22 protein-coding genes and 1 tRNA gene are annotated in these 21,812 nt (G+C 67.6%); 8 read left to right on the forward strand and 15 right to left on the reverse strand.

Annotation, left to right across the window (positions count from 1 at the left end):
* Window positions 1-41: 41 nt before the first annotated feature.
* Entirely contained in the window at window positions 42-1,145 is a 1,104-nt protein-coding gene (locus ACLKOY_RS16515) for a sn-glycerol-3-phosphate ABC transporter ATP-binding protein UgpC (RefSeq protein ID WP_363574995.1), read from the reverse strand.
* A 229-nt stretch (window positions 1,146-1,374) separates the two neighbouring features.
* On the opposite strand from ACLKOY_RS16515, the gene ACLKOY_RS16520 reads away from it, so the two are divergent.
* Both ACLKOY_RS16520 and ACLKOY_RS16525 read left to right on the forward strand, forming a co-directional pair.
* On the forward strand, window positions 1,375-2,349 hold the full coding sequence (locus ACLKOY_RS16520; protein ID WP_436454601.1) for a thioredoxin domain-containing protein: 975 nt from the start codon (window positions 1,375-1,377) through the stop codon (window positions 2,347-2,349).
* 42 nt (window positions 2,350-2,391) lie between these two features.
* Window positions 2,392-2,467 (forward strand) — tRNA-Thr (locus tag ACLKOY_RS16525).
* Window positions 2,468-2,956: 489 nt separating this feature from the next.
* Here the strand turns inward: ACLKOY_RS16525 and ACLKOY_RS16530 are convergent.
* Window positions 2,957-3,778 (reverse strand): M23 family metallopeptidase, encoded by an 822-nt coding sequence (locus ACLKOY_RS16530; protein ID WP_436454602.1) that lies wholly within the window; start codon window positions 3,776-3,778, stop codon window positions 2,957-2,959.
* 322 nt (window positions 3,779-4,100) lie between these two features.
* On the reverse strand, window positions 4,101-5,123 hold the full coding sequence (locus ACLKOY_RS16535) for an alginate O-acetyltransferase AlgX-related protein (protein WP_436454603.1): 1,023 nt from the start codon (window positions 5,121-5,123) through the stop codon (window positions 4,101-4,103).
* Window positions 5,124-5,572: 449 nt separating this feature from the next.
* Between ACLKOY_RS16535 and ACLKOY_RS16540 the strand changes: the two genes are divergently transcribed.
* Window positions 5,573-6,526, forward strand: a complete 954-nt coding sequence (locus ACLKOY_RS16540) for an aldo/keto reductase (protein WP_436454604.1) — start codon at window positions 5,573-5,575, stop codon at window positions 6,524-6,526.
* Between the two features lie 28 nt (window positions 6,527-6,554).
* On the opposite strand, the gene ACLKOY_RS16545 is transcribed toward ACLKOY_RS16540, so the two are convergent.
* The 6 genes from ACLKOY_RS16545 to ACLKOY_RS16570 form a co-directional block, all read right to left on the reverse strand.
* Window positions 6,555-7,253, reverse strand: coding sequence for a response regulator (locus tag ACLKOY_RS16545; RefSeq protein ID WP_436454605.1), 699 nt, complete (start codon window positions 7,251-7,253; stop codon window positions 6,555-6,557).
* Complete coding sequence (locus tag ACLKOY_RS16550; RefSeq protein ID WP_436454606.1) at window positions 7,250-8,515, reverse strand: sensor histidine kinase; 1,266 nt, start codon at window positions 8,513-8,515, stop codon at window positions 7,250-7,252. Before ACLKOY_RS16550 ends, ACLKOY_RS16545 begins: the two co-directional genes overlap by 4 nt.
* A gap of 40 nt (window positions 8,516-8,555) precedes the next feature.
* Window positions 8,556-9,365 (reverse strand): ABC transporter permease subunit, encoded by an 810-nt coding sequence (locus tag ACLKOY_RS16555; protein WP_436454607.1) that lies wholly within the window; start codon window positions 9,363-9,365, stop codon window positions 8,556-8,558.
* Window positions 9,362-10,273, reverse strand: coding sequence for an ABC transporter ATP-binding protein (locus ACLKOY_RS16560; RefSeq protein WP_042539792.1), 912 nt, complete (start codon window positions 10,271-10,273; stop codon window positions 9,362-9,364). The genes ACLKOY_RS16555 and ACLKOY_RS16560 overlap by 4 nt, the downstream gene beginning before the upstream one ends.
* 105 nt (window positions 10,274-10,378) lie before the next feature.
* Window positions 10,379-10,762: an MmcQ/YjbR family DNA-binding protein gene (locus ACLKOY_RS16565; RefSeq protein ID WP_436454608.1), complete on the reverse strand. Its 384-nt coding sequence runs from the start codon at window positions 10,760-10,762 to the stop codon at window positions 10,379-10,381.
* 2 nt (window positions 10,763-10,764) lie between these two features.
* The gene (locus ACLKOY_RS16570; RefSeq protein WP_436454609.1) at window positions 10,765-11,418 is read right to left on the reverse strand and encodes an SOS response-associated peptidase family protein; all 654 of its coding nucleotides are present in this window, start codon (window positions 11,416-11,418) and stop codon (window positions 10,765-10,767) included.
* A 75-nt stretch (window positions 11,419-11,493) separates the two neighbouring features.
* Between ACLKOY_RS16570 and ACLKOY_RS16575 the strand changes: the two genes are divergently transcribed.
* Window positions 11,494-12,435 carry a DMT family transporter gene (locus ACLKOY_RS16575; protein WP_436454611.1) on the forward strand — a complete coding sequence of 314 codons (942 nt, stop codon included), beginning with the start codon at window positions 11,494-11,496 and terminating at the stop codon, window positions 12,433-12,435.
* A 1-nt stretch (window position 12,436) separates the two neighbouring features.
* On the opposite strand, the gene ACLKOY_RS16580 is transcribed toward ACLKOY_RS16575, so the two are convergent.
* On the reverse strand, window positions 12,437-13,000 hold the full coding sequence (locus tag ACLKOY_RS16580) for a nitroreductase family protein (protein ID WP_436454612.1): 564 nt from the start codon (window positions 12,998-13,000) through the stop codon (window positions 12,437-12,439).
* On the reverse strand, window positions 12,997-13,401 hold the full coding sequence (gene msrB / locus ACLKOY_RS16585) for a peptide-methionine (R)-S-oxide reductase MsrB (protein WP_363575021.1): 405 nt from the start codon (window positions 13,399-13,401) through the stop codon (window positions 12,997-12,999). Before msrB ends, ACLKOY_RS16580 begins: the two co-directional genes overlap by 4 nt.
* Before the next feature lie 68 nt (window positions 13,402-13,469).
* Between msrB and ACLKOY_RS16590 the strand changes: the two genes are divergently transcribed.
* The 4 genes from ACLKOY_RS16590 (at window position 13,470) to groL (ending at window position 17,118) form a co-directional block, all read left to right on the forward strand.
* Window positions 13,470-14,462, forward strand: a complete 993-nt coding sequence (locus ACLKOY_RS16590) for a DUF2332 family protein (RefSeq protein ID WP_436454613.1) — start codon at window positions 13,470-13,472, stop codon at window positions 14,460-14,462.
* Window positions 14,463-14,471: 9 nt separating this feature from the next.
* The gene (locus ACLKOY_RS16595) at window positions 14,472-14,729 is read left to right on the forward strand and encodes a DUF3263 domain-containing protein (RefSeq protein WP_436454614.1); all 258 of its coding nucleotides are present in this window, start codon (window positions 14,472-14,474) and stop codon (window positions 14,727-14,729) included.
* Window positions 14,730-14,797: 68 nt separating this feature from the next.
* Window positions 14,798-15,376 (forward strand): LytR C-terminal domain-containing protein, encoded by a 579-nt coding sequence (locus ACLKOY_RS16600; RefSeq protein WP_436454615.1) that lies wholly within the window; start codon window positions 14,798-14,800, stop codon window positions 15,374-15,376.
* A gap of 122 nt (window positions 15,377-15,498) precedes the next feature.
* Entirely contained in the window at window positions 15,499-17,118 is a 1,620-nt protein-coding gene (gene groL, locus ACLKOY_RS16605) for a chaperonin GroEL (protein ID WP_042539806.1), read from the forward strand.
* Between the two features lie 74 nt (window positions 17,119-17,192).
* On the opposite strand, the gene ACLKOY_RS16610 is transcribed toward groL, so the two are convergent.
* The 4 genes from ACLKOY_RS16610 to ACLKOY_RS16625 form a co-directional block, all read right to left on the reverse strand.
* Window positions 17,193-17,480, reverse strand: coding sequence for a WXG100 family type VII secretion target (locus ACLKOY_RS16610; protein ID WP_042539808.1), 288 nt, complete (start codon window positions 17,478-17,480; stop codon window positions 17,193-17,195).
* 148 nt (window positions 17,481-17,628) lie between these two features.
* Window positions 17,629-19,326, reverse strand: coding sequence for a HAMP domain-containing sensor histidine kinase (locus ACLKOY_RS16615; protein ID WP_363575030.1), 1,698 nt, complete (start codon window positions 19,324-19,326; stop codon window positions 17,629-17,631).
* A gap of 56 nt (window positions 19,327-19,382) precedes the next feature.
* Window positions 19,383-20,069, reverse strand: coding sequence for a response regulator transcription factor (locus tag ACLKOY_RS16620; protein WP_042539813.1), 687 nt, complete (start codon window positions 20,067-20,069; stop codon window positions 19,383-19,385).
* Window positions 20,070-20,171: 102 nt separating this feature from the next.
* Window positions 20,172-21,812 carry a DNA repair helicase XPB gene (locus ACLKOY_RS16625; RefSeq protein ID WP_436454616.1) on the reverse strand — a complete coding sequence of 547 codons (1,641 nt, stop codon included), beginning with the start codon at window positions 21,810-21,812 and terminating at the stop codon, window positions 20,172-20,174.

Here is a 21,812-nt window from a genome sequence, read left to right on the forward strand (position 1 = left end):
GGGGCGACCGAAGTCAGCCCGCGCCGCGTCTGTGGATCCGATCAGGCAGAGACGATCGGCTTGTCGTTCAGGCGCACACCCGACTCGATGTCGAACGCGTGCACGTGGCCCGCGTTCGCAGCCAGCGTGACGGTCTCGCCGGCGTTGGGGTGGCTGCGGCCGTCGACACGTGCGACCAGGTCGGCGCGCTTGCCGTTGATCTCGGTGTGCCCGTAGAGGTAGCCGTCGGCGCCGAGCTCCTCGACGAGGTCGACGACGACCGAGAGGCCCTTGCCGTCGGCGGGGCCGACGGTGATGTCCTCGGGGCGCACACCGACCGTGACCTGCGAGCCGTTGGCGCGGCCGACGGTGTCGCGGTCGAGCGGGACGATCTCGGTGCCGAAGCGCACGCCGCCCTCAGCCAGGTCTGCGCTGAAGAGGTTCATGGCGGGGGAGCCGATGAAGCCGGCGACGAACACGTTCTCGGGCTTCTCGTACAGGTCGCGCGGCGTTCCGACCTGCTGGAGCAGGCCGTCCTTGAGCACGGCGATGCGGTCGCCCATGGTGAGCGCCTCGGTCTGGTCGTGCGTGACGTAGACCGTGGTGACGCCGAGACGGCGCTGCAGCGACGCGATCTGCGTGCGGGTTTGGACGCGCAGCTTGGCGTCGAGGTTCGACAGCGGCTCGTCCATGAGGAAGACCTGGGGCTGACGGACGATCGCACGGCCCATCGCGACTCGCTGACGCTGGCCACCCGAGAGGGCCTTCGGCTTGCGGGTCAGGTACTCCTCGAGGTCGAGCAGCTTCGCGGCCTCGAGAACGCGGGTCGCGCGCTCTTCCTTGCCGACGCCGGCGATCTTGAGCGCGAAGCCCATGTTCTCGGCGACGGTCATGTGCGGGTACAGCGCGTAGTTCTGGAACACCATCGCGATGTCGCGGTCCTTCGGCGGCACGTCGGTGACGTCGCGGTCACCGATGAGGATGCGGCCGGCGTTGACCTCTTCGAGGCCGGCGAGCATACGAAGCGAGGTGGACTTTCCGCAGCCGGACGGGCCGACGAGGACGAGGAATTCGCCGTCGGCGACCTCGAGGTTGAGCTTGTCGACAGCCGGGCGGGTTCCGCCGGGGTAGAGGCGGGTGGCCTCGTCGAAAGTCACAGATGCCATTGTGTTTCTCCTTCACCGGCAGGTACGTGCCGGACGATCCGTAGTGATAGAGCGGCGGAGTGATCCGCCGTGACCCCTCATTGGGTCGGAATCAGTATGGCAGAAGCCCGTCCATCTGGGTATTTCTCAGCCTGGCTGGTTAACATCGATCTCGGCCGCCTTTCGCGGCGTTCGCCGCCCGAGTGGCGTCCGGGGCCACCCTGCCCCCCTGAGACTGTCTAGAGGAACGATGTCGAGCGACGAGACGCCGAACGTCCCCAGCACTCGCAATACGCGTGAGGCTGTGCGGGAGAAGGCCCAGAAGGTGCACGCCCAGCAGTCGAGGGCGCGCGTGATGCGACGGATCATCCTCGGCGCGATCGCCATCGTCGCCGTCGGTGCCATCGGAACCGCCATCACCCTCGCCGTTTCGGCGCAGGTGTCGAAGCCTCAGCTCACCCCGGGCGGTATGGACGACGACGGCATCCTCGTCTCGGACATCAGTGCGTCGGCGATGTCCGACGAGACCGTCGCACCCCCGAGCCCGGGGGAGACCGAAGCGGGTGGCGAGGCTGCGCCCACTCCGGAGCCCACCACGTCGAGCACGGTCGACATCCACATCTACGTCGACTACCTGTCTCCGGACGCCGGAGAGTTCGAGCGTGCGAACGCGCGGCAGCTCGTCAACTGGATCTCCGAAGGCGCGGCGACCGTCACCTACCACCCGGTCGCGCTGCTCACCGCGAGCTCGAACGGCACCAAGTACTCGCTTCGCTCGGCGGCGGCCGCGGCCTGTGTCGCGACGCACTCGCCCGCGCAGTTCTACGCGTTCAACCACGACCTGCTCGACGACCAGCCGGAGGTGAACACCGACGGCTTCTCCGACGAGGAGCTCGCCGCGATCGCCGGCGCCGTCGGCTCCGACAACGTGAAGAGCGTCCGGTCGTGCATCGAGAACCAGGACTACGTCACGTGGGCGAAGGAAGCCACCTCGCGCGCACTCGAGGGCCCGCTCGTGGGCTCGGATGATCTCGTGCTCACCGCGGCTCCCATGATCGTCGTGAACGGCGAGGCCTACGTCGGCGCGCTCGACGACCCGAGCGAGTTCTCACAGTTCGTGCTCACCGTCGCCAGCGACGCCTACTACGCCACGGAGACGCCGACCCCGACGCCGGCACCGACCGTGACCACGGAGCCGGCACCCTCGGAGACTCCCGCGTCGTAGTTCGTCGCCGCCCGCCGCCCATCGCTAAGCTGGGAGGCATCCGCCGACTTGGCGCAATTGGTAGCGCACCGTACTTGTAATACGGGGGTTGCAGGTTCAAGTCCTGTAGTCGGCACCAGAAATCTCAGGTCAAAACGAAGAAGACCGCCCCGGTTCCGTTTCGGAATCGGGGCGGTTCGTTGTTTACTCATGGTTTCAGGCGGCGTGCCCGAGATGCGAGCTGATGGCCGTCGGGATGCAGCCATTCGAAGGACGATGACGGCGTCTGACTTCCGTGTTCGTTGAGGCGGCGCCGCCGGACATCCGCGTGCACGACCCGCGATAGCTGACCCTCGTCGACGCAGCTCGTCTTGTCGATCGCACGCCAGGCACGGCTCCTTCCTGGTTTGTCGTTGACGGCCCGACGGCGGCGTTCGACATCACCGAGATCACGACCCCATCACCGCCGGTTTGCTCTACTGTCGAGCCTGTTCGGCTTTGCGGTCACCGTGCCGAATGTGCCAACGCCGGGCGCCCTCCTGCGCCGCGACGTCCGCTGAGCGCAGCGCGCACGAGAGACCCCCACCTAGCCTTCGGGCCTGGTGGGGGTCTTCCTCCGTGAAAGGACCTACTGAGTGGGTGCACCGATGTACTGTGCCAAGAAGGTGAACGTCTCCCAAGTGATGCCTGGGACCGTGGCGAGCTCCGGAAGGGGCATCAGATCGGTGGCGCCGAGGCTCCGAAGGGTGTTCACTTGCATCCGGAAGGCGTTGTATTGCTCGACGCTGCCGAAATCGGTCTTTCCTCCAGTGCGAAGGTGAACGATTGCGCCTGTGGGAACCTTGACGATTGCTTCCATGTTGTCCTCTTTGGTGGTGGGGGTTTCGGGCGAGCCGGGGCTGTTGTTGATGTACGAAACTGGGTCGATTGCGGCACCAGCGGGCGTGCGCACTTCCAGGTGCAGGTGTGCGCCCGTGGTCCAGGTGCCAGTGTTGCCAATCTGGCCCAGGACGGCGCCGACCGCTACGGTGGTACCCACGCTGAGGGGCGAGCGGCTCAGCATGTGCATATATGTCGAGGTGTGATTGTCCGCATGTCGAATCCGGATCACGTTGCCACCTCCGCCCCAGACCTCATTGAGAACGACGGTTCCACCGGTTATAGCCCGGATCGGCGCTCCCGACCATGAGTTGACGTGATATTTTCCGTAGTCCTGGCCCTCGTGCAGCTTGATTACCCCGGTGACCGGATGCTTCCGCAGACCGAATACGTCGCGGTACTCGAACGGTGCGTCGAGCGGATGGCGCATGCCTGCCGCTGCATGTGCAGGTGTGGCATCAAATGCATCGACACCCAGAGCGGCAGCGCCGACTGCGACGCCAGCGCCGACTAGCAGGGCGCGTCTGGAGATCAGGTACTTCGCGATCTCAGGCGGTGGTGGTTGCTTCATATACGAACATTATCGGCGCGCTCGTGTCCGGCGCTGTCAGCATTTTGGCCTACAGACAATCGCTTGCTCGTTCGATAGGATCACCGGCACGATCCATCGGGCTGCCTCGAACATGGGCCCTCAAGATGAAGAAGACGCCCACGTACCTTCGGGCAGAGTGGGGTTTTCGTCGTTCCGCGGCTGCCGCTGGGTCGAAGAGCCGGGCTCAGGACTGACCAGCCAGGGTTAGGCCTGGCAGCTCGCGAAGCGCCATCGCGAGCGCGATCGTATAGTCGTCCTCGTGGTACGCCCTGGAATCACCGGGGATGCGGGCCTGTGATCTCTATACCGCGGGCACTCGGTTGAGGAATCGCTCCACCGTCTGACCCAGCACGACGTCAGGTCGCAGTTCATCCACGAGATCCCAGTCGACGTCCGGTCCCCAGTGGAAGTGGAACTCTCGGAACAGGTGTTTTCCCCACCACGACAGGTAGCCGGCGAAGTCGCCGGTCCCGAAGAACGAGTTGCCGAAGACGAGCACCCTGAGCGGGCTCGGAGCGGTGCTGTTGGTCCACCGGAACCGCCGGCCCCTCATGCCACCCTCGGCAGGGAAGTGCTTCTCGACCATCGTGATGCCGCCCGCGTAGGCGGCAAGCTCATCGTCGCTCGGCTCGACGATCCGCGAGTAGACGGGCAGCCCGAAGCGCCCGGTGAGGTCACCGACGGCATACCTGAACTGGTACATGCGAACGGCGTCCGTGAGAGGCACGAGCTGCGGGTCGATCTGAGCGGCCAGGGCAGAGAACATCCTCTGAGCGCCGACCGCCGAGAAATGCGTGTCCGTCATCAGGTACGGATCGTCGATATCGCTCCACTGCTCGAAGGGGAAGAGGCCGCTGACGTAGAAGTCGGCGTCGCGCAGCCTGCTCTCGATCTCTTGGAGAACGGGGCTCGCACCCTCGATATCGAGAGGTGCGTCGTCGCGCAGGACGGTCAGCTTCTCCGGAATGATGGTCTGCACGAACCGCATCCCACGTGCGTCGCATTCTTCTCGTCGCTGGTCGAGCACGTCCATCCAACGGTCGACTCGCGACATGAGCGCGTCGTCGACGGGTTCCTGGTAGAGGGAAAGCAGAGAGTTGCTCCCACCGGTGAGGAAGAGATGCCCGCGCAGCCCGATGACCGCCGACCCATCCATCGACGGCAACCCTGCCGGGAGGAGCATGGGGGACAGGTTGCCCGCCTCGACCAGTGGTTTGACCGCGTCACGCTCAGCCCGAGACCACAGGGCGGGTGACGACACTCCATCGAGCTCTTCGACGGCAGCCTTCTTGAGGACGGCGAGACCGTCATTCCCGAGGCTCATCGGATGCGATCTGCCGTCGCTGTGTGCGGTGACGACAAGCCGGCCGGAAACGACATCGAGCGCGGTGATTCGTCGTGAACACTGTAGGGAGAACGTCGTGTCTTGGCTCGTGATCTTCAGCAGATCACCACGGGAGCCGCTCGGATTGGTTTCCCCGACGGCGTCACCGTCGAAGGTTGCGACCACGCGAACATCCCGGTTGTCCTGCGTCTCCGCGTCGAACACCCAGCCACTGATGGTCTGTCGGTCGAAGTCGAAGCGTTCCGCGTATCCGTGCACCCGGCTTACTGTAGCGAACACGCTCAATGCCACGTCCGGGCCACGAAGCACCCGCGTGCGCGGTCGGGTCCCGGTGGTCGGGCTGCACCCGCCGGTGCCCGCACGGGCTATGACATGTCACACATCGTCACACGGGAAATAGCGCGAGCAGGTCACGGGTTGTCCCGAGTATGACTCTCATCGGACACAGTGATCTCGACGTCTTCCCCCTCTCGCTCGGCGGCAACGTGTTCGGCTGGACGGCCGACCGCGATGCATCGTTCGCGGTGCTCGACGCGTTCGTCGACGGGGGTGGCGACTTCATCGACACTGCCGACGTGTACAGCGCCTGGGTGCCAGGCAACTCGGGCGGCGAGAGCGAGACGATCATCGGCGAGTGGCTCGCATCCCGCAAGCCGGAGAGCCTCGTCGTCGCGACCAAGGTGAGCCAGCACCCGGAGTTCACGGGCCTCTCGGCGTCGAACGTGCGCAGGGCCGCCGAGGCCTCGCTCGCTCGCCTCGGCGTCGACACGATCGACCTCTACTACGCCCACTACGACGACGAGAGTGTGCCGCTCGAGGAGACGGTGGGCGCGTTCGCGCGGCTCGTCGACGACGGCCTGGTTCGGCATGTCGCCGTGTCGAACTACTCGGCCGACCGCATCCGCGAGTGGGTCGAGATCGCCCGTCGCACCGGCGTCGATCGTCCGGTCGCGGTGCAGCCGCATTACAACCTCGTGCATCGGAACGACGTCGAGGAGACGATCATCCCGGTGGCCGAGGAGTTCGACCTCAGTCTCGTGCCCTACTACTCGCTGGCGAGCGGCTTCCTCACCGGCAAGTACCGCTCGGTCGATGTCGAGGGGCAGACGTCTCCGCGTGCGTCGGGCGCGGCGAAGTACGCGACCGAGGCGGGGCTGCGGATCATCGACACCCTCGAGGAGATCGGCGACGCGCACGGCGCCTCGATCGCCGCGACCTCGCTGGCCTGGCTGCGTGCTCAGCCGACGGTCGCCGCGCCCATCGCGAGCGCTCGCACGGTCGAGCAGGTTCCCGATCTCCTCGCCGGCGGGCGGCTCGATCTGGCCCCTGACGAGGTCGAGGCTCTGAACCGCGTCTCGGAGTGGACCTCGGCGAAGGCCTGAGGGCCCTCGTTCTGCCCTCCGCCCCGAGCTAGGGACCGGAGGGCAGAGCGTCGTCGTCGACGAGACCGAGACGATGCGCCAGGATCACCAGGTGGATGCGGTCACGGGATCCGAGCTTCGAGAGGATCCTGCCGACGTGCGTCTTGACGGTCGATTCGCTGACGAACAGCGCCTGGGCGATCTCCGCGTTCGTGAGTCCGCGCGCGATCTCGACGAAGACGTCGTGCTCACGGTCGGTGAGCTGCGCCGTGATGTCGTCGATCGCAGGCGTCTGCGGTGCAGCGGGCGTCGCACCGAGCGTCGGTGTCACATGCTCCAGCAGCATCCGCGTGATCCGTGGCGAGAGCGCGGCATCACCCCTGTGGATGGCGCGGATCGCCGCGATCATCTCGTGCCGCTGGGCGTCCTTCAGCAGGAAACCGCTCGCCCCGGCGCGGATCGCACCGAAGGCGTACTCGTCGAGATCGAACGTCGTCAACACCAGCACGCGGGTCTGCGGGTGCTGGCGGACGATGGCCTCGGTCGCGGCGATCCCGTCGAGCCCCGGCATCCGGATGTCCATCAGCACCAGGTCGGGGTGCAGCTCGGTCGCCTGTGCGATGGCGTCGTGCCCGTCTGCGGCTTCGCCGACCACGACCATGTCGGGCTCGGCGTCGAGCACCATCCGGAATCCCACACGGATGAGGGCCTGGTCGTCGACGAGGAGCAGTCTGATCGGATCGGTCATGGTCTCTCCTTCGGTTCGCTGTCTGTCGCTGCCGGTGACGTCGTGGGGAGCTCGGCGCGCAGCATCCACCGCCCGCCGTCGACGGGTTCGGAAGTGATGGTTCCTCCCGAGTGCGCTGCACGCTCGGCGAGACCGCGCAGGCCGAACCCCGATGACCCGACAGGGCCGACGACGCCGTCGTTCGCGATCTCGATGGTCACCGCATCCGCGGCGTGCACGAGTCGCACCTCGATCGACGTGGCCGCCGGAGCGTGCCTCATGGCATTCGTGACGCCCTCCTGCACGATGCGCCCGACCGCGTGCGCCAGGGCGGGGGAGAGCGAGGTGGCTCCGTTGACCGAGAGCGACACGGGAAAGCCGGCTCGCTGCGCCGCAGCGACGGTCTCCTGAGGCGGCGTCGGCTCGAGGGGTGCCAGGGGCAGCGGCGAATCGTCGGCTCGGAGCACGCCGAGCATCGCACGCATCTCGGTGAGCGCGCTGCGGGCCGTTTCGGCGGCGGAGGATGCCGCTGATCGCGCCTGCTCCTGGTCGGGGGTCGCAGCCGCGCCCTCGGACAGCGCGACGATCACGGTGAGCGAGTGCGAGACGATGTCGTGCATCTCGCGGGCGATGCGGGCGCGCTCTCCCGCGGCGGCCAGCTGAGCCTGCTGATCGCGTTCGACGAGCAGCTGACGGGAGCGGTCGATCACGGCGGCGAGGTAGCGCTTGCGCCCGCCCACGTTGACGCCGATGAGAGTGCCGATCAGGCCGAGCACGAGCGACATGATCACCGCGTTCGCGGCGATCTGCAGAGTGATGACGCCGGAGAGCACGAGCAGGCCGCCGAACGCGGCGAGCGACGCGAGGGCGATGCCGAAGCCTGTCCACGCGGCCCGCGACGAACGGTAGACGGCGAGCGAGTAACAGGTGACCAGCAGCAGCGGCGAGCCGATCGGCTGCAGCGCGAAGAGGAACCCGGCCTCGAGCGCGAAGGATGCGACGAACGGCACGAGCGGCCGACGGCGCCGCCACAGGAGCGTCGCGCAGGCTGCGACGACCGACGCGGGCACCAGGATCGCGACGCCGATGGCGAGAGGCATCGGGAGGTCGCGGGTGATGACACCGGCCGGAACGAGCGAGAGCAACAGGCACACGAGCGCGATCAGGACGTCGGCGACCACCGGATGCCGCGCCCAGAAACGACGCAGGACGCCCGGGGGACGCGGCAGCCGCAGCCCCTCGTCCTCGCGGACTGAGGTGCTGCGGCTGCGCGTGCGGGTCACCGGGCGACTCTACGCGGGTTCATCGTGTGGCGATCTCGCATCACGCATCGCGAGTGCGGAGAACGGCCCAGGCTGCGAGCATGCCCGCAGCGACCCAGCCGGCGAGCGTGAGATATGCGGCCGGGCCCTCGAGAGCAGCGCCCTCGGGGAGGATCGCACTCTGGGCTGCGGCCACCGGGAGGTAGTTCGCTGCATCCATGACCCAGGCCCAGGCCTCGCCGGCGACCGCGAAGAAGCTCGCGACGATCGGCAGCACGAACAGCAGACCGACGGTTGCGGCGATCGCTCCGGCGCCCGAGCGCAGGACGAAACCGAACGCCACCCCGATCAGGGCGAACACGGCCATCGCGAGCGATGAGACCACGATGGGCAGGATCGACGTTGCGGGGTCGCCCCAGTCGATGCCCTGATCACGCGAGGCGACGACCGCGGAGACCGCCACAGCCGCTGCCGCGAAGATGACCAGCGACGACACGAACATGAACAGACCGACGACGACCGCCTTGGCGCCCAGCACGGATCCGCGCTTCGGGTTGGCGGCCAGCGTCGAGCGGATCATTCCGGTCGAGTACTCGCCGGTCACCGAGATCGCGCCGAGGATGCCGGCGAGCAGCATCGTGAACTGGATCGGCATGACGACGGCCTGGATCGGTTCGAAGCCCGGCATGTCGATCGCCTGAGCGATGAGCACGGCGATGCCGATCGTGAGGATCGCCGCGATGCCGATCGACCACCAGGTCGATCGGAGCGTGGCCAGCTTGATCCACTCGCCGCGCACCGCCCGGACGAACGAGAGACGGTGGCCGGTGTCGACATGCTGACGGCGGAGGGGAGGAGCCTGGACGGTCATGAGATCTCCTTGGTGCGGTACTCGACCGAGTCGCCGGTGAGGGCGAGATACGCGTCTTCGAGCGATCCGGTGGTCGGGGTGAGTTCGTGCAGGGGGATGCCGCGCTCCGCGGCGAGGTCTCCGATGCGTGACGCGGGCAGACCCACGATGTCGATCAGATCGGGAGCCGAGCTCACGATCTCTACCGACGGGCCGCCGACTGCGGCAGCCAGGTCGGCTGCTCGGGGCGTGCGTACGCGCACGGTGTTGGTGGTCCAGGCGCGCACGAGCTCCTCGAGCGGAGCGTCGGCGAGCACCTTCCCCCGGCCCATCACGATGACGTGATCGGCGGTCTGCGCCATCTCGCTCATCAGGTGGCTGGAGAGCAGCACGGTGCGTCCCTCGGAAGCGGCATGACGGACGAACTGCCGCACCCAGCGCACACCCTCGGGGTCGAGACCGTTGACCGGCTCGTCGAGGATCAGCGTGTGCGGATCGCCGAGCAGGGCGGAGGCGATGCCGAGCCGCTGGCCCATGCCGAGCGAGAACTTGCCCGCACGCTTGCGGGCGACGGGACCGATGCCGGCGAGATCGATGACCTCGTCGACGCGGGATGCGGGGATGCCATGGGTCGCCGCCATCGCACGCAGGTGATTGCGCGCCGTGCGGCCGGTGTGCACGGCCTTGGCGTCGAGCAGCACTCCCACCTCGGTGAGCGGGGCGCGGAGCTTGCGGTATTCGCGCCCGCCGACGGTCGCGATGCCCGAGGTCGGCCGGTCGAGGCCGACGATCATGCGCATCGTGGTGGACTTGCCCGCGCCGTTCGGCCCGAGGAACCCCGTGACCGTGCCCGGCTGCACCGTGAACGACACGTCCTGGACGGCTGTCTTGTCTCCGAATCTCTTCGTGAGGCCTTCTGCTGTGATCATGTCTACGACGCTATCGACCGGCGCATCGCCCTCGCGTCCCCCCTGGGTACCGTTCCATGAACGTCAGGAGTCATCCTCTCGGCGGATACTGTGGGCCTGGCCGCCTCAGACGTCGGGACGCCCGAACAGCTCGGGGTCGACCGGACGCTGCGCTCGGGGAAGCTTCTGGACCACCAGTCGGTACGACTCGGTGACGAGCTCGGTCACGAGGTCCTCTTCGAGCGACGGCCCCGGCATCAGGGTGATCCAGTGCTTCTTGTTCATGTGATAGCCGGGCACGATGTCGGGGAACGTCTCGCGCAACGCGAGGGAATCGTCGGGGTGGGATTTGAGCGTCACGCGCCCTGTGCCGTCGAGGGGAATCAGCAGGAAGACACGCCCTCGCACCTTGTAGACGTCCCACTCGGGGCCGAACGGATTGTCGCGCGCCGCACCGGGAAGCTCTTCGGCACGCGCAGTGGCGGCAGCGCCCAACTGTGTCGAGTCCATGCTCAGAACAGCCGATCCGCGCCTTTGTCGTCTGCCCGGGGCGCAGCCTGAACTCGCTCGTCGATCCCGGCCGCCGCGAGCAGCGCCTCGTCGATGATCTCCTTGGTGGGCTGGGCGGTCAGCCAGTCTTCGCTCAGCGCCGCGGGGATCAGCAGCGGCATCCGATCGTGGATGCCTGCGAGATGCGGCGGAGCCGGGCGCATCACGATCGAGTAGCAGGTGAAGGACTCGCCGTCGGCCGTTCGCCCTCGCTGGGTGACGGCCGCCATCCCGAAGAGCGCACCGTCGTCGACGACGAACTCGTGCCAGACGCGCTCGGGCTTCTTCATCTCGTACCAGCTCGTCGCCGGCACGAGAGCCCGGGTCTTCAACCCGCCGGGGCGCTCCTGCAGGCGCTCGGAGCGCGTGTTGATCGACGGGAACTTCGAGGGCTCTCCACCGATCAGGAACCCCCACCAGGCGGGTTCGAGCACGGGCTCGCCCTCGGGCTGCACCACGATCGGGTTGAGGTTGCGCAGATTCCTGCCTGTGGGGCGCACGGTCTCGCGCGCGTTCTGCTCGGCCCAGCCACGGAGACCGTCGAGCACCGCCTCGTCGGCGGCGGCCAAGAGCTCGGTGTCGGTGAACCGGGGGTCAAGTCCGTAACTCGCGCACATGCCGTCAGGGTACGCCCGGCCACCGACATCGTGCGCCCGACGGGAAGGCGGCCGACGCTCGGCTAGGGTCGACAGGTGACCCAGGCCCGTCGACTGCCTCCGCCCCTCGCGCTCGGCGGAGCAGTGGCCATCGGAGTCATGACCGCGATCCAGGCGCGCATCAACGGCGTGCTCGGCGTCGAGGTCGACAACGGCATCGTGGCCGGCCTCATCTCCTTCGCGGTGGGTCTCGCGGCTCTCGCGGCGGTGATCGCCTGCGTCCCCTCGGCGCGTCGAGGCGTCGGACGCCTGCTCGGCGGCATCCGTGATCGGTCGATCCCGTTCTGGATGCTGCTCGGCGGCGCCTGCGGCGCACTCACCGTCTCGACTCAGGGCATCACGGCCGGAGTGCTCGGCGTCTCGCTGTTCACGGTGGGAGTCGTCGCAGGACAGACCCTCCACGGGCTCGTGCTCGACCGCATCGGGTTCGGTCCGGCCGGCGTCGTCGCGATCACGCCGGGGCGCGTGCTGGGCGGAGCGCTCGCGCTCGCCGCGGTGGGCATCTCGCTGAGCGGAGACGTCCTGACCACGGCGCCGCTCTGGATGCTCCTCCTGCCGTTCGCGGCCGGCGTCGGCATCGCCTGGCAGGCCGCGACCAACGGCCGTCTGTCGCAGCGGGTGCACTCGCCCCTCGCGGCGACGTTCATGAGCTTCATCGCCGGCACCGTCGCCCTGCTGGTCGCCGCCGGCATCAGCATCGCGGTGCGGGGTGCACCCGACGTGCCGCCGACCGAGCCGTGGCTGTACCTCGGCGGATTCCTCGGTGCCGCATACATCCTGCTCGGCACCTTCATCGTCGCGCACACCGGCGTGCTGCTGATGGGACTCGGATCGGTGCTGGGTCAGCTCGCGACCTCGGTGATCATCGACCTGCTCTGGCCAGCCGCCGCAGGGCCAGCGCCCTGGCAGATCGTCGGGATGGTGGTCGTCGCCGTGGCATCCGTCGCCGTCGCGCTGCCCCGCCGCAGGCGCAGCTGACCTACTGCTTCTTCTTCGCCTTCGGCTTGGGCTTCGGCATCCGCGTCACGAGACCGCGGGCATCGACGGGCTTGCGACGACCGGGCCTGCGGCCGGCGGGCTTGCCGCCGACGTACAGCCATCCGAGCAGCTCCTCGTTCTTGCCGAGTCCGTGGGCCTTCGCGACGGCCTTCGAGCGCGTGTAGTGGCCCGTGCGCCACAGCACCCCGAATCCGGCCTCGTCGAGCAGCAGGCTGAGCATGTGGGCGACTCCCGAGGCCACGGCCTCCTGCTCCCAGCGGGGCACCTTCTCGCTCTTGCGGTAGCTGGCGACGACCGCGATCAGCAGCGGAGCGCGAAGCGGCTTCGTCGAGGGGGACTTGTCGCCCTCGGCCTTCGCGATCGCGGCGCCCAGCAGCTCTCGGTCGGATCCGCGCAGCTCGATCAGGCGCCACGGGCGCAGCGACGAGTGGTCGGCGACGCGTCCGGCGGCGGCGACGAGCTTCAGCAGCTCGTCGCGCGAGGGCGCCTCGTCGGTGACCTTCGAGGAGGACTGCCGTGCGCGTACGGCCTCGAGGGCGCTCACGACTCTTCGGGCGTGAAGTTCAGGGCGATGGAGTTCATGCAGTAGCGGTCGCCGGTCGGCGTGCCGAAGCCGTCGGGGAAGACATGCCCCAGGTGCGAGCCGCAGTTGGCGCAGCGCACCTCGGTGCGCACCATGCCCAGGGTCGTGTCCTCGATGAGCTGCACCGCGTCGGGGCGGATCGATTCGTAGAAGCTCGGCCACCCGCATCCGGAGTCGAACTTGGTGCCGCTCTTGAACAGCTCCGCATTGCACGCGCCGCAGGTGTAGAGGCCGGCGCGGCCCTCGTCGAGCAGCTCGCCCGTCCATGCACGCTCGGTCGCGGCTTCGCGAAGCACGGCGTACTGTTCCTCGCCGAGCTCGTTGCGCCACTCTTCTTCGGTCTTGTCCACGCTGTACGACATAGGTCCTCCTGGGGTCTGCTCCATTCTCTCGCGTTCAGAGGCACTCGGCGTCACGAGAGAATGGACGCATGACGGATGCCGTGCGGCTGCGCTATCGGCGCTTCGCCGATGAGGAAGCCCCGGGGCGCAGCGACCTGTATGTCGAGTGGGCGTCCGGTGTGGCGGACGACCCCGAGATGCAGCGGGTGCTCGCTCGGATTCCGGAGAACCGCAGGCAGCCGCCGCTCGTGTTCGCCGTGACGCGGATGCTGGGTGTGGGCCTCGGCCGCTACGGCGCCTGGCGTGCGTTCGTGCTCGCCCGCGCCGACGAGATCGTGCGCGAATGCGGCGATCGGCGCCTGCAGACCAACGAGCCGCTCCGGCTCGCCCCGCTGCTCCCGGTGCTGTCGGAGATCGACGGACCGATGGCCCTGCTCGAAGTCGGGGCCTCGGCCGGTCTGTGCCTCTATCCCGATCGCTACTCGTACCGCTTCGTCGGGGCCGACGGTCGGATGCGCGCGGCACTCGATCCGGCGGACGGACCGAGCCCCGTCGTGCTGCAGAGCAGAGTCGACGGGCCACTCCCCGCCGTGAGGATGCCGGACATCGCCTGGCGCGCCGGCATCGACCTCGCGCCGCTCGATGCACGAGACGACCGAGATCGTCGTTGGCTTCAGGGACTCGTCTGGCCGGGGGAGGAAGGGCGCGAGCAGCGGGTGCGAGCGGCGCTCGACATCGCGGCATCCGATCCGCCCCGCCTCGTCGCCGGAGACGCGCTCGAGAGGATCGACGCGCTCGCAGCCGAGGCGCCCCGGGGTGCGACTCTCGTGATCACGACCCCCGGCGTGCTCGTGCACATCCCGAGAGAGACGCGCACGGCGCTCGTCGAGCGCATCAGAGCTCTCGACGCCCGCTGGGTGACGATAGATCCTCCCGCGCTGCTGGACGTATGGCAGCCCCCCGTGCTCGCCGAGGAGTGGCCCGGCTTCGTCGTGGCGCTCGACGGGGAGGTGCGCGCGGCGGCAGATCCGCTCGGCAGATGGTGGGAGTGGCGCACCGGAGTCGGCGCTTCCGCGACCTAATCTGGTCACATGCTGGGAGATCTGAGCGAGCGTGATCGCGCGATCCTCGCGCTCGAGACCGCGTGGCCGCGGCACAGTGGTGCGAAGGAAGAGGTCATCCGCACTCAACTGGGCATGAGCGCGGCCCGCTACTACCAGCTCCTCGGTCGCCTGATCGAGTCGGAGGCCGCATTGGAGTACGACCCGATGCTCGTGCGACGGCTGCGTCGCATCCGTGATGCCAGGTCGTTCCAGCGCGCCGCACGCACCCCGGGCTTCGTGGGCTGACGAGTCCCGCGCCACGCGTCGGTGCCGCTCGATGCGGATACACGGGTCGGTGCCATTAGCATCGAGGAGTGTCAAAGCTCAGCCGAGATCGATTCGACGACGTCCCCCGATCGTCCGGACGCGTCGGAGCGCATCGCGCCGAAGCCCCCGGGATGAACGGCTGGGTGGTCCTCCTGTGGTCCTTCGTGGCTGCTCTCGTGCTCATCATCGGCGGCATCTTCGGCTCGCTCGTGGTGATGGGGCGCATCAGCCTCTTCCCAGAGGCTGTGCCCACATCGAGCCCGGCGCCAGTCGAGACCGGTGTCGTCGACGTCACATACTCGGTGATGATCCTCAACGCGTCGCCGGGCGAGGGTCTCGACGAGCAGATGCGTGATGTGCTGATCAACAACGGCTGGGCCGCCGATGTCGTGTTCGCGAGCGACAGCGCGAGCCAGGACTTCTCGACGACCACCGTCTATTACGTCGCAGAAGAAGACGAGCTCGCGGCCCTGGGGCTCGCGAACCTGATCGGCGGTGCCGAGGTCGAGCAGAGCGACTTCTACTCCGATCTGAACGACACGGGCGCGAAGCAGCTGACGGTCGTGATCGGACTCGATCGTGCGACGACCACGCCGGAGACGCCTGCAGACTCTCCTGCCCCGTAGACCGCCGCGCGGTCCGTCGGCGCAGCTTGCACTCGATGGGGTCGAGTGCCAGAATGGCGTTAGCACTCTCTCACTCTGAGTGCTAAACCCAACGTCTACGTCCAGGAGGGACGAAAAAACTCATGGCAAAGATCATTGCTTTCGATGAGGAGGCCCGACGCGGCCTCGAGCGCGGCCTCAACATCCTCGCCGACGCTGTCAAGGTGACCCTCGGCCCGCGCGGTCGCAACGTCGTGCTGGAGAAGAAGTGGGGCGCCCCCACGATCACGAACGACGGTGTCTCCATCGCCAAGGAGATCGAGCTCGACGACCCGTACGAGAAGATCGGTGCGGAGCTCGTCAAGGAGGTCGCCAAGAAGACCGACGACGTCGCCGGCGACGGAACCACCACCGCCACGGTGCTCGCTCAGGCTCTGGTGCGCGAGGGTCTGCGCAACGTCGCAGCCGGCGCTGACCCGATCTCGCTCAAGCGCGGCATCGAGAAGGCCGTCGCGGCCATCACCGAGGAGCTCCTCGCCAGCGCGAAGGAGATCGACTCCAAGGAGCAGATCGCCGCCACCGCATCGATCTCCGCTGCTGACCCCGCCATCGGCGAGCTCATCGCCGAGGCGATCGACAAGGTCGGCAAGGAGGGCGTCGTCACCGTCGAGGAGTCGCAGACCTTCGGCACCGAGCTCGAGCTCACCGAGGGCATGCGCTTCGACAAGGGCTACCTGAACCCGTACTTCGTGACGGACCCCGAGCGCCAGGAGGCTGTCTTCGAAGACGCCTACATCCTCATCGCGAACCAGAAGATCTCGAACATCAAGGACCTTCTGCCCATCGTCGACAAGGTGATCCAGGACGGCAAGGAGCTCGTCATCATCGCCGAGGACGTCGAGGGCGAGGCTCTCGCGACTCTCGTGCTCAACAAGCTCAAGGGCATCTTCAAGTCGGTCGCCGTCAAGGCTCCCGGCTTCGGCGACCGTCGCAAGGCGCAGCTGCAGGACATCGCGATCCTCACCGGTGGTCAGGTCATCACCGAAGAGGTCGGCCTGAAGCTCGAGAACGCCACGCTCGACCTGCTGGGTCGCGCTCGCAAGGTCATCGTCACCAAGGACGAGACCACGATCGTCGAGGGTGCCGGTGAGGCAGACCAGATCGAGGGTCGCGTCACGCAGATCCGTCGCGAGATCGAGAACACCGACAGCGACTACGACCGCGAGAAGCTGCAGGAGCGCCTCGCCAAGCTCGCAGGTGGCGTCGCCGTCATCAAGGCGGGAGCGGCAACCGAGGTCGAGCTCAAGGAGCGCAAGCACCGCATCGAGGACGCCGTTCGCAACGCGAAGGCAGCCGTCGAGGAGGGCATCGTCCCCGGTGGTGGCGTCGCGCTGATCCAGTCGGGCACCAAGGCCCTCGACGCTCTCTCGCTCACGGGCGACGAGGCGACCGGTGCGAACATCGTTCGCGTCGCGATCGAGGCTCCGCTGAAGCAGATCGCCCTCAACGCCGGTCTCGAGCCGGGCGTCGTCGCGAACAAGGTCTCTGAGCTTCCCTCGGGCCAGGGCCTCAACGCGGCAACGGGTGAGTACGTCGACATGTTCGCCGCAGGCATCATCGACCCGGCGAAGGTGACCCGCTCGGCTCTGCAGAACGCAGCGTCGATCGCGGCTCTCTTCCTCACCACCGAGGTCGTCGTCGCTGACAAGCCTGAGAAGGCTGCTGCTCCGATGGGTGACCCGTCGGGTGGCATGGACTTCTGATCCATCAGCACTGACAGAAACGCCCCGACCTCGGTCGGGGCGTTTCTGCGTTCGCGGGTGATCGAACCCGTGGATCAGCGGAACAGGCTCGCCGAGTACTGATCGGCGTCTGCATACTGTGTCGCCGCGCTGCCCAGCGAGTGCCCGATCGATTCGAGCACCTGCTCGACGTGCAGCTGCGCTCCTCGCCATTCCTCGGCACACGACTGGAATGCGGCCGATGCAGTGCCGACCCACGTTGCCTGCAGCTGGGTGAGCTGCGACATGAGCGTCGCGGACTCGGTCTGCAGGCGCTCCATCGTGGCCAGCGCCGCGCCTTGCGCGGCACCTACGGCTTCGGTGTCGACGGTGATGACGGACATGGGAACTCCTCTCGATTGGTGCTCTGACGATAGGGGAGAGGAGATTCCCGAATGCGGGGCGCGTGAACCTCCCGACGCCCGCTGTGGAGAACCCGCGGATGCCCGTAGACGTGCAGAAGCGCCGTGCAGAACTGCGAAGGGTGGGCGGTCAGAGATCCAGTCGCTCGAGCGGCTGAGTGTCCTCCAGAAGGTGGGCGGGCGTCGCGCGTGAGGGGGCGAGGGGCAGGGTGACGGTGAAGGTCGCTCCGCCACCCGGCGTCTCCGACACCGCGACGCTTCCGTGCAGCGCCTTGACGATGGATGACACGATCGCGAGCCCGAGTCCGGACCCGCCGGTCTCGCGTGCTCGCGAGGTGTCGGCGCGCCAGAAGCGCTCGAAGATCTGCTCGCGGATCTGGGGTGGGATACCCTCGCCGTGGTCGACGATCGCGATGCTCGCCGTGCCTCGCACGCGATCCGCGTCGACGACGATCTCGATCGGACTCTCCTCGGGTGAGAAGCGACGCGCGTTGCCGAGCAGGTTCGTCACCACCTGACGCACCTTGTTCTCCTCGCCGAGCACGATCGGCGGGGTGCGCACGGGGATGTCTGCGGCTTCGGTGAAGTCGATCGCGGGCACGTCCGCCGCGGAGGTTCGCGAGCGACGGCGCAGGCGGGCGAGCGTACCGCGCGAGAGCCCACGCGGAGCCGGCATCTCGGGTGCGGCGGGGACGACAGGCGTCGACCGAGTGGTGACATCGATGAGCGGAGCGTCGACCGTGCGATCGACGACGGTCACGGTGCGCGCCGGAGCAGCGGCCCGCAGATCGAGGGCGGCGTCGCGGGCGATGGGGCGGAGGTCGAGTGCCTCGATCTCGGGTTCGCGCTCTTCGTCCAGGCGCGCGAGCGCAAGGAGATCCTCGACGAGCACGCCCATGCGGATCGCCTCCTTCTCGATGCGCTCCATGGCACGTGCGGTGTCCTCCTCTCCCTTGATCGCGCCCATCCGGTAGAGCTCGGCGTACCCGCGCACGCTCACCAGGGGCGTGCGCAGCTCGTGGCTGGCATCGCCGATGAAGCGACGCATGTGCTGCACGGTGCGGTCCCGCTGCGCGAGAGATCCGTCGACGCGATCGAGCATCGTGTTGATCGCGCTGTTGAGGCGGCCGACCTCGGTCGTCGGCTCGAGATCGGTGAGACGCTGCGTGAAGTCGCCCGCGGCGATCGACATCGCCGTGGACTCGACCTGCCCGAGCCTTCTGAACGTCAGAGTCACGAGCCCTCGGGTGAGCAGCGCGGCCAGGAAGATGGTGACGAAGGCGACCGTGATGTAGATGCCGAAGTACTGACTGATGATGCGATCCGCGTACTCGAGCGGCATCGCGACGATCTGGATCCGCAGCGACCCGTCACCCTCTCCCGGCACTCGCGCGACGGCCGCGCGGAAGCTCGAGCCCTTGGTGCCCTCGATCGTGAACCGGGTGTCCTCGTTGGCCTGCACATCGAGGGGGGAGTACGACGATGGGAAGAGCGGGGCTCCGTTGGCCGAGTTGCCTGTGGTCGTCTGCAGCACGCCCTCGGCATCGTAGATCGCGACGAAGAAGTCACGGGGTGAGTCGGTGGGGGTGTAGACGGTCCTGCCGTCTTCGACCGTCACCTCGAAGTACCGATTCGCGAGATCGGCGGACACCAGGGCGGGCAGCTGTGCATCGATGTTGTCGACCAGCGAGTTGCGCAGGATCGGCGCTGTGCCGATGCCTGCCGCGAGCAGCCCCAGGGCGAGCACGGCGACCGTGACGCCCGTCACCTTGGCGCGCAGGCTGATCGACCGCCACCACTTGGTGATCGCGTCAGGCTTGTGCGCCATGCGGACCTCCCTGGAGACGGATGCTGTGCGGCGTCAGCGTGCGGCGGTGAGCCGGACTACTTGCCGACCTTGAGCATGTATCCGAAGCCGCGCTTCGTCTGGATCACCGACTCCTCGGTGTGCGGGTCGATCTTGCGACGAAGGTACGAGATGTAGCTCTCGACGATGCCGGCATCCCCGTTGAAGTCGTACTCCCAGACGTGATCGAGGATCTGCGCCTTCGACAGCACGCGGTTGGGATTGAGCATCAGATACCGCAGCAGCTTGAACTCAGTCGGGCTGAGCTCGATCGACTCCTTGCCCACGTGCACGTCGTGGGTGTCCTGGTCCATCGACAGCTCGCCTGCGCGGATGATCGACTCCTCGTCGGCCTGCATGGTGCGGCGCAGGATCGCCTGGGCGCGGGCGACGATCTCGTCGAGGCTGAACGGCTTGGTGACGTAGTCGTCGCCGCCGGCGTTGAGCCCCTCGATCTTGTCGTCGGTGCCGTCCTTCGCGGTGAGGAACAGGATCGGCGCAGTGAAACCCGCGCCGCGAAGACGCTTTGTCACGCTGAAGCCGTTCATGTCCGGAAGCATGACGTCGAGGATGATGAGGTCCGGCTCTTCCTCGAGCACCGCCGAGATGGTGGCGGCGCCATTGGCCACCGTCTTCACCTGGAACCCGGCGAAGCTGAGACCTGTCGAGAGCAGGTCGCGGATGTTGGGTTCGTCGTCGACGACCAGGATGCGCGCATCAGTCATGTCCCCATTATGGTGACTTCGGCCATGCGGATGCTGACTATCCGTCGGAGCGGCGCTTTCGCCCTCCGCGTAGCGGTGCTGTGCGGAGGGCCCTCGAGGTGGTCAGGCCGCGATCGCGTCCGCGTCCATGATCGTGTAGCTGTACCCCTGTTCGGCGAGGAACCGCTGGCGATTCTGGGCGTAGTCCTGGTCGATCGTGTCGCGGGCGACCAGCGTGTAGAAGCTCGCCGTGTGCCCGGACTGCTTGGGGCGCAGCAGCCGACCGAGGCGCTGAGCCTCTTCCTGCCGCGACCCGAACGAACCGGAGACCTGGATGGCGACGGACGCCTCGGGGAGGTCGATCGAGAAGTTCGCGACCTTCGACACCACGAGCAGCGAGATGTCTCCCTCGCGGAAGGCGCGGTAGAGCTCCTCGCGCTCGTCGATGGGCGTGGAGCCCGTGATCTGCGGGGCGTTCAGTGACTGCGACAGTGTGTCGAGCTGGTCGAGGTACTGACCGATCACCAGGATCCGCTCGCCCTCGTGCTTGGCGATGAGCTCACGCACAGCCGAGATCTTCGCGGGTGCGGAGGCCGCGAGACGATAGCGCTCATCGTCTGTCGCGGCGGCGTACTCGAGCCGGTCGTCCGGCGGCAGGTCGACCCGCACCTCGTAGCAGACGGCGGGGGAGATGAACCCCTGCGCCTCGATCTGCTTCCACGGAGCGTCGAAGCGCTTGGGGCCGATCAGGCTGAACACGTCGCCCTCGCGGCCGTCCTCGCGGACGAGCGTGGCGGTGAGGCCGATCCGGCGTCGAGCCTGGAGATCGGCGGTCAGCTTGAACACGGGCGCGGGCAGCAGGTGCACCTCGTCGTAGACGATGAGGCCCCAGTCGAGGGCGTCCAGCAGTGCGAGGTGGGCGTACTCGCCCTTCCGCTTCGCCGTGAGGATCTGGTAGGTCGCGATGGTGACCGGCTTGACCTCTTTGGCCTGGCCGGAGTACTCGCCGATCTCCTCGGGCGTGAGGCTCGTGCGCTTGAGCAGCTCGTCGCGCCACTGTCGTGCCGAGACGGTGTTGGTCACGAGGATCAGGGTCGTGGTCTTGGTGGCGGCCATGGCTGCGGCGCCGACGATCGTCTTGCCTGCGCCGCACGGCAGCACCACGACGCCCGAGCCGTCCTTCGAGAAGGCGTCGACGGCATCCTGCTGGTAGGGGCGGATCTGCCAGCCGTCCTCGGCGAGCTCGATCTCGTGAGGGGTTCCGGGGGTGTACCCGGCGAGGTCCTCAGCCGGCCAGCCGATCTTCAGCAGCTCCTGCTTGATCTGCCCGCGCGCCCACGCATCGACCACGAACGTGTCGGGTGCCGGGTGGCCGATCAGCAGCGGCTGGATGCGCTTGTTGTTCGCGACCTGGGCGAGCACGGCGGGGTCGGTCGATCGAAGGATCAGGGTCCCCTCGTCGTCACGCTCGATCACGAGGCGTCCGTAGCGGTTCACGGTCTCGCGCAGGTCGACGGCGACCGACGGCGGCACGGGGAAGCGCGACCAGCGGTCGAGCGTCTCGAGCATGTCTTCGGCGGTGTGCCCTGCTGCGCGCGCGTTCCACAGTCCGAGCCGCGTGATGCGGTAGGTGTGGATGTGCTCGGGCGCGCGTTCGAGCTCGGCGAAGATCGCCAGCTCGTGGCGGGCGCTCTCGGCGTCGGAATGGGCGACTTCGAGCAGCACTGTGCGATCGCTCTGGACGATCAGGGGTCCATCAGACAT

This window comes from Microbacterium sp. K2 (assembly GCF_051365005.1).
Classification (GTDB): domain Bacteria; phylum Actinomycetota; class Actinomycetes; order Actinomycetales; family Microbacteriaceae; genus Microbacterium; species Microbacterium foliorum_B.

Bases quoted from the DNA above. Each gene is read 5' to 3' on its own strand.
- ACLKOY_RS16535 (WP_436454603.1), bottom strand. From the start codon at position 5,123: ATGAGCCTCGGGAATGACGGTCTCGCCGTCCTCAAGAAGGCTGCCGTC.
- ACLKOY_RS16540 (WP_436454604.1), top strand. From the start codon at position 5,573: ATGACTCTCATCGGACACAGTGATCTCGACGTCTTCCCCCTCTCGCTC.
- groL (WP_042539806.1), top strand. From the start codon at position 15,499: ATGGCAAAGATCATTGCTTTCGATGAGGAGGCCCGACGCGGCCTCGAG.
- ACLKOY_RS16615 (WP_363575030.1), bottom strand. From the start codon at position 19,326: ATGGCGCACAAGCCTGACGCGATCACCAAGTGGTGGCGGTCGATCAGC.
- ACLKOY_RS16560 (WP_042539792.1), bottom strand. From the start codon at position 10,273: ATGATCACAGCAGAAGGCCTCACGAAGAGATTCGGAGACAAGACAGCC.
- ACLKOY_RS16545 (WP_436454605.1), bottom strand. From the start codon at position 7,253: ATGACCGATCCGATCAGACTGCTCCTCGTCGACGACCAGGCCCTCATC.
- ACLKOY_RS16515 (WP_363574995.1), bottom strand. From the start codon at position 1,145: ATGGCATCTGTGACTTTCGACGAGGCCACCCGCCTCTACCCCGGCGGA.
- ACLKOY_RS16620 (WP_042539813.1), bottom strand. From the start codon at position 20,069: ATGACTGATGCGCGCATCCTGGTCGTCGACGACGAACCCAACATCCGC.
- msrB (WP_363575021.1), bottom strand. From the start codon at position 13,401: ATGTCGTACAGCGTGGACAAGACCGAAGAAGAGTGGCGCAACGAGCTC.
- ACLKOY_RS16530 (WP_436454602.1), bottom strand. From the start codon at position 3,778: ATGAAGCAACCACCACCGCCTGAGATCGCGAAGTACCTGATCTCCAGA.
- ACLKOY_RS16555 (WP_436454607.1), bottom strand. From the start codon at position 9,365: ATGACCGTCCAGGCTCCTCCCCTCCGCCGTCAGCATGTCGACACCGGC.
- ACLKOY_RS16520 (WP_436454601.1), top strand. From the start codon at position 1,375: ATGTCGAGCGACGAGACGCCGAACGTCCCCAGCACTCGCAATACGCGT.
- ACLKOY_RS16570 (WP_436454609.1), bottom strand. From the start codon at position 11,418: ATGTGCGCGAGTTACGGACTTGACCCCCGGTTCACCGACACCGAGCTC.
- ACLKOY_RS16565 (WP_436454608.1), bottom strand. From the start codon at position 10,762: ATGGACTCGACACAGTTGGGCGCTGCCGCCACTGCGCGTGCCGAAGAG.
- ACLKOY_RS16595 (WP_436454614.1), top strand. From the start codon at position 14,472: ATGCTGGGAGATCTGAGCGAGCGTGATCGCGCGATCCTCGCGCTCGAG.
- ACLKOY_RS16590 (WP_436454613.1), top strand. From the start codon at position 13,470: ATGACGGATGCCGTGCGGCTGCGCTATCGGCGCTTCGCCGATGAGGAA.
- ACLKOY_RS16625 (WP_436454616.1), bottom strand. From the start codon at position 21,812: ATGTCTGATGGACCCCTGATCGTCCAGAGCGATCGCACAGTGCTGCTC.
- ACLKOY_RS16610 (WP_042539808.1), bottom strand. From the start codon at position 17,480: ATGTCCGTCATCACCGTCGACACCGAAGCCGTAGGTGCCGCGCAAGGC.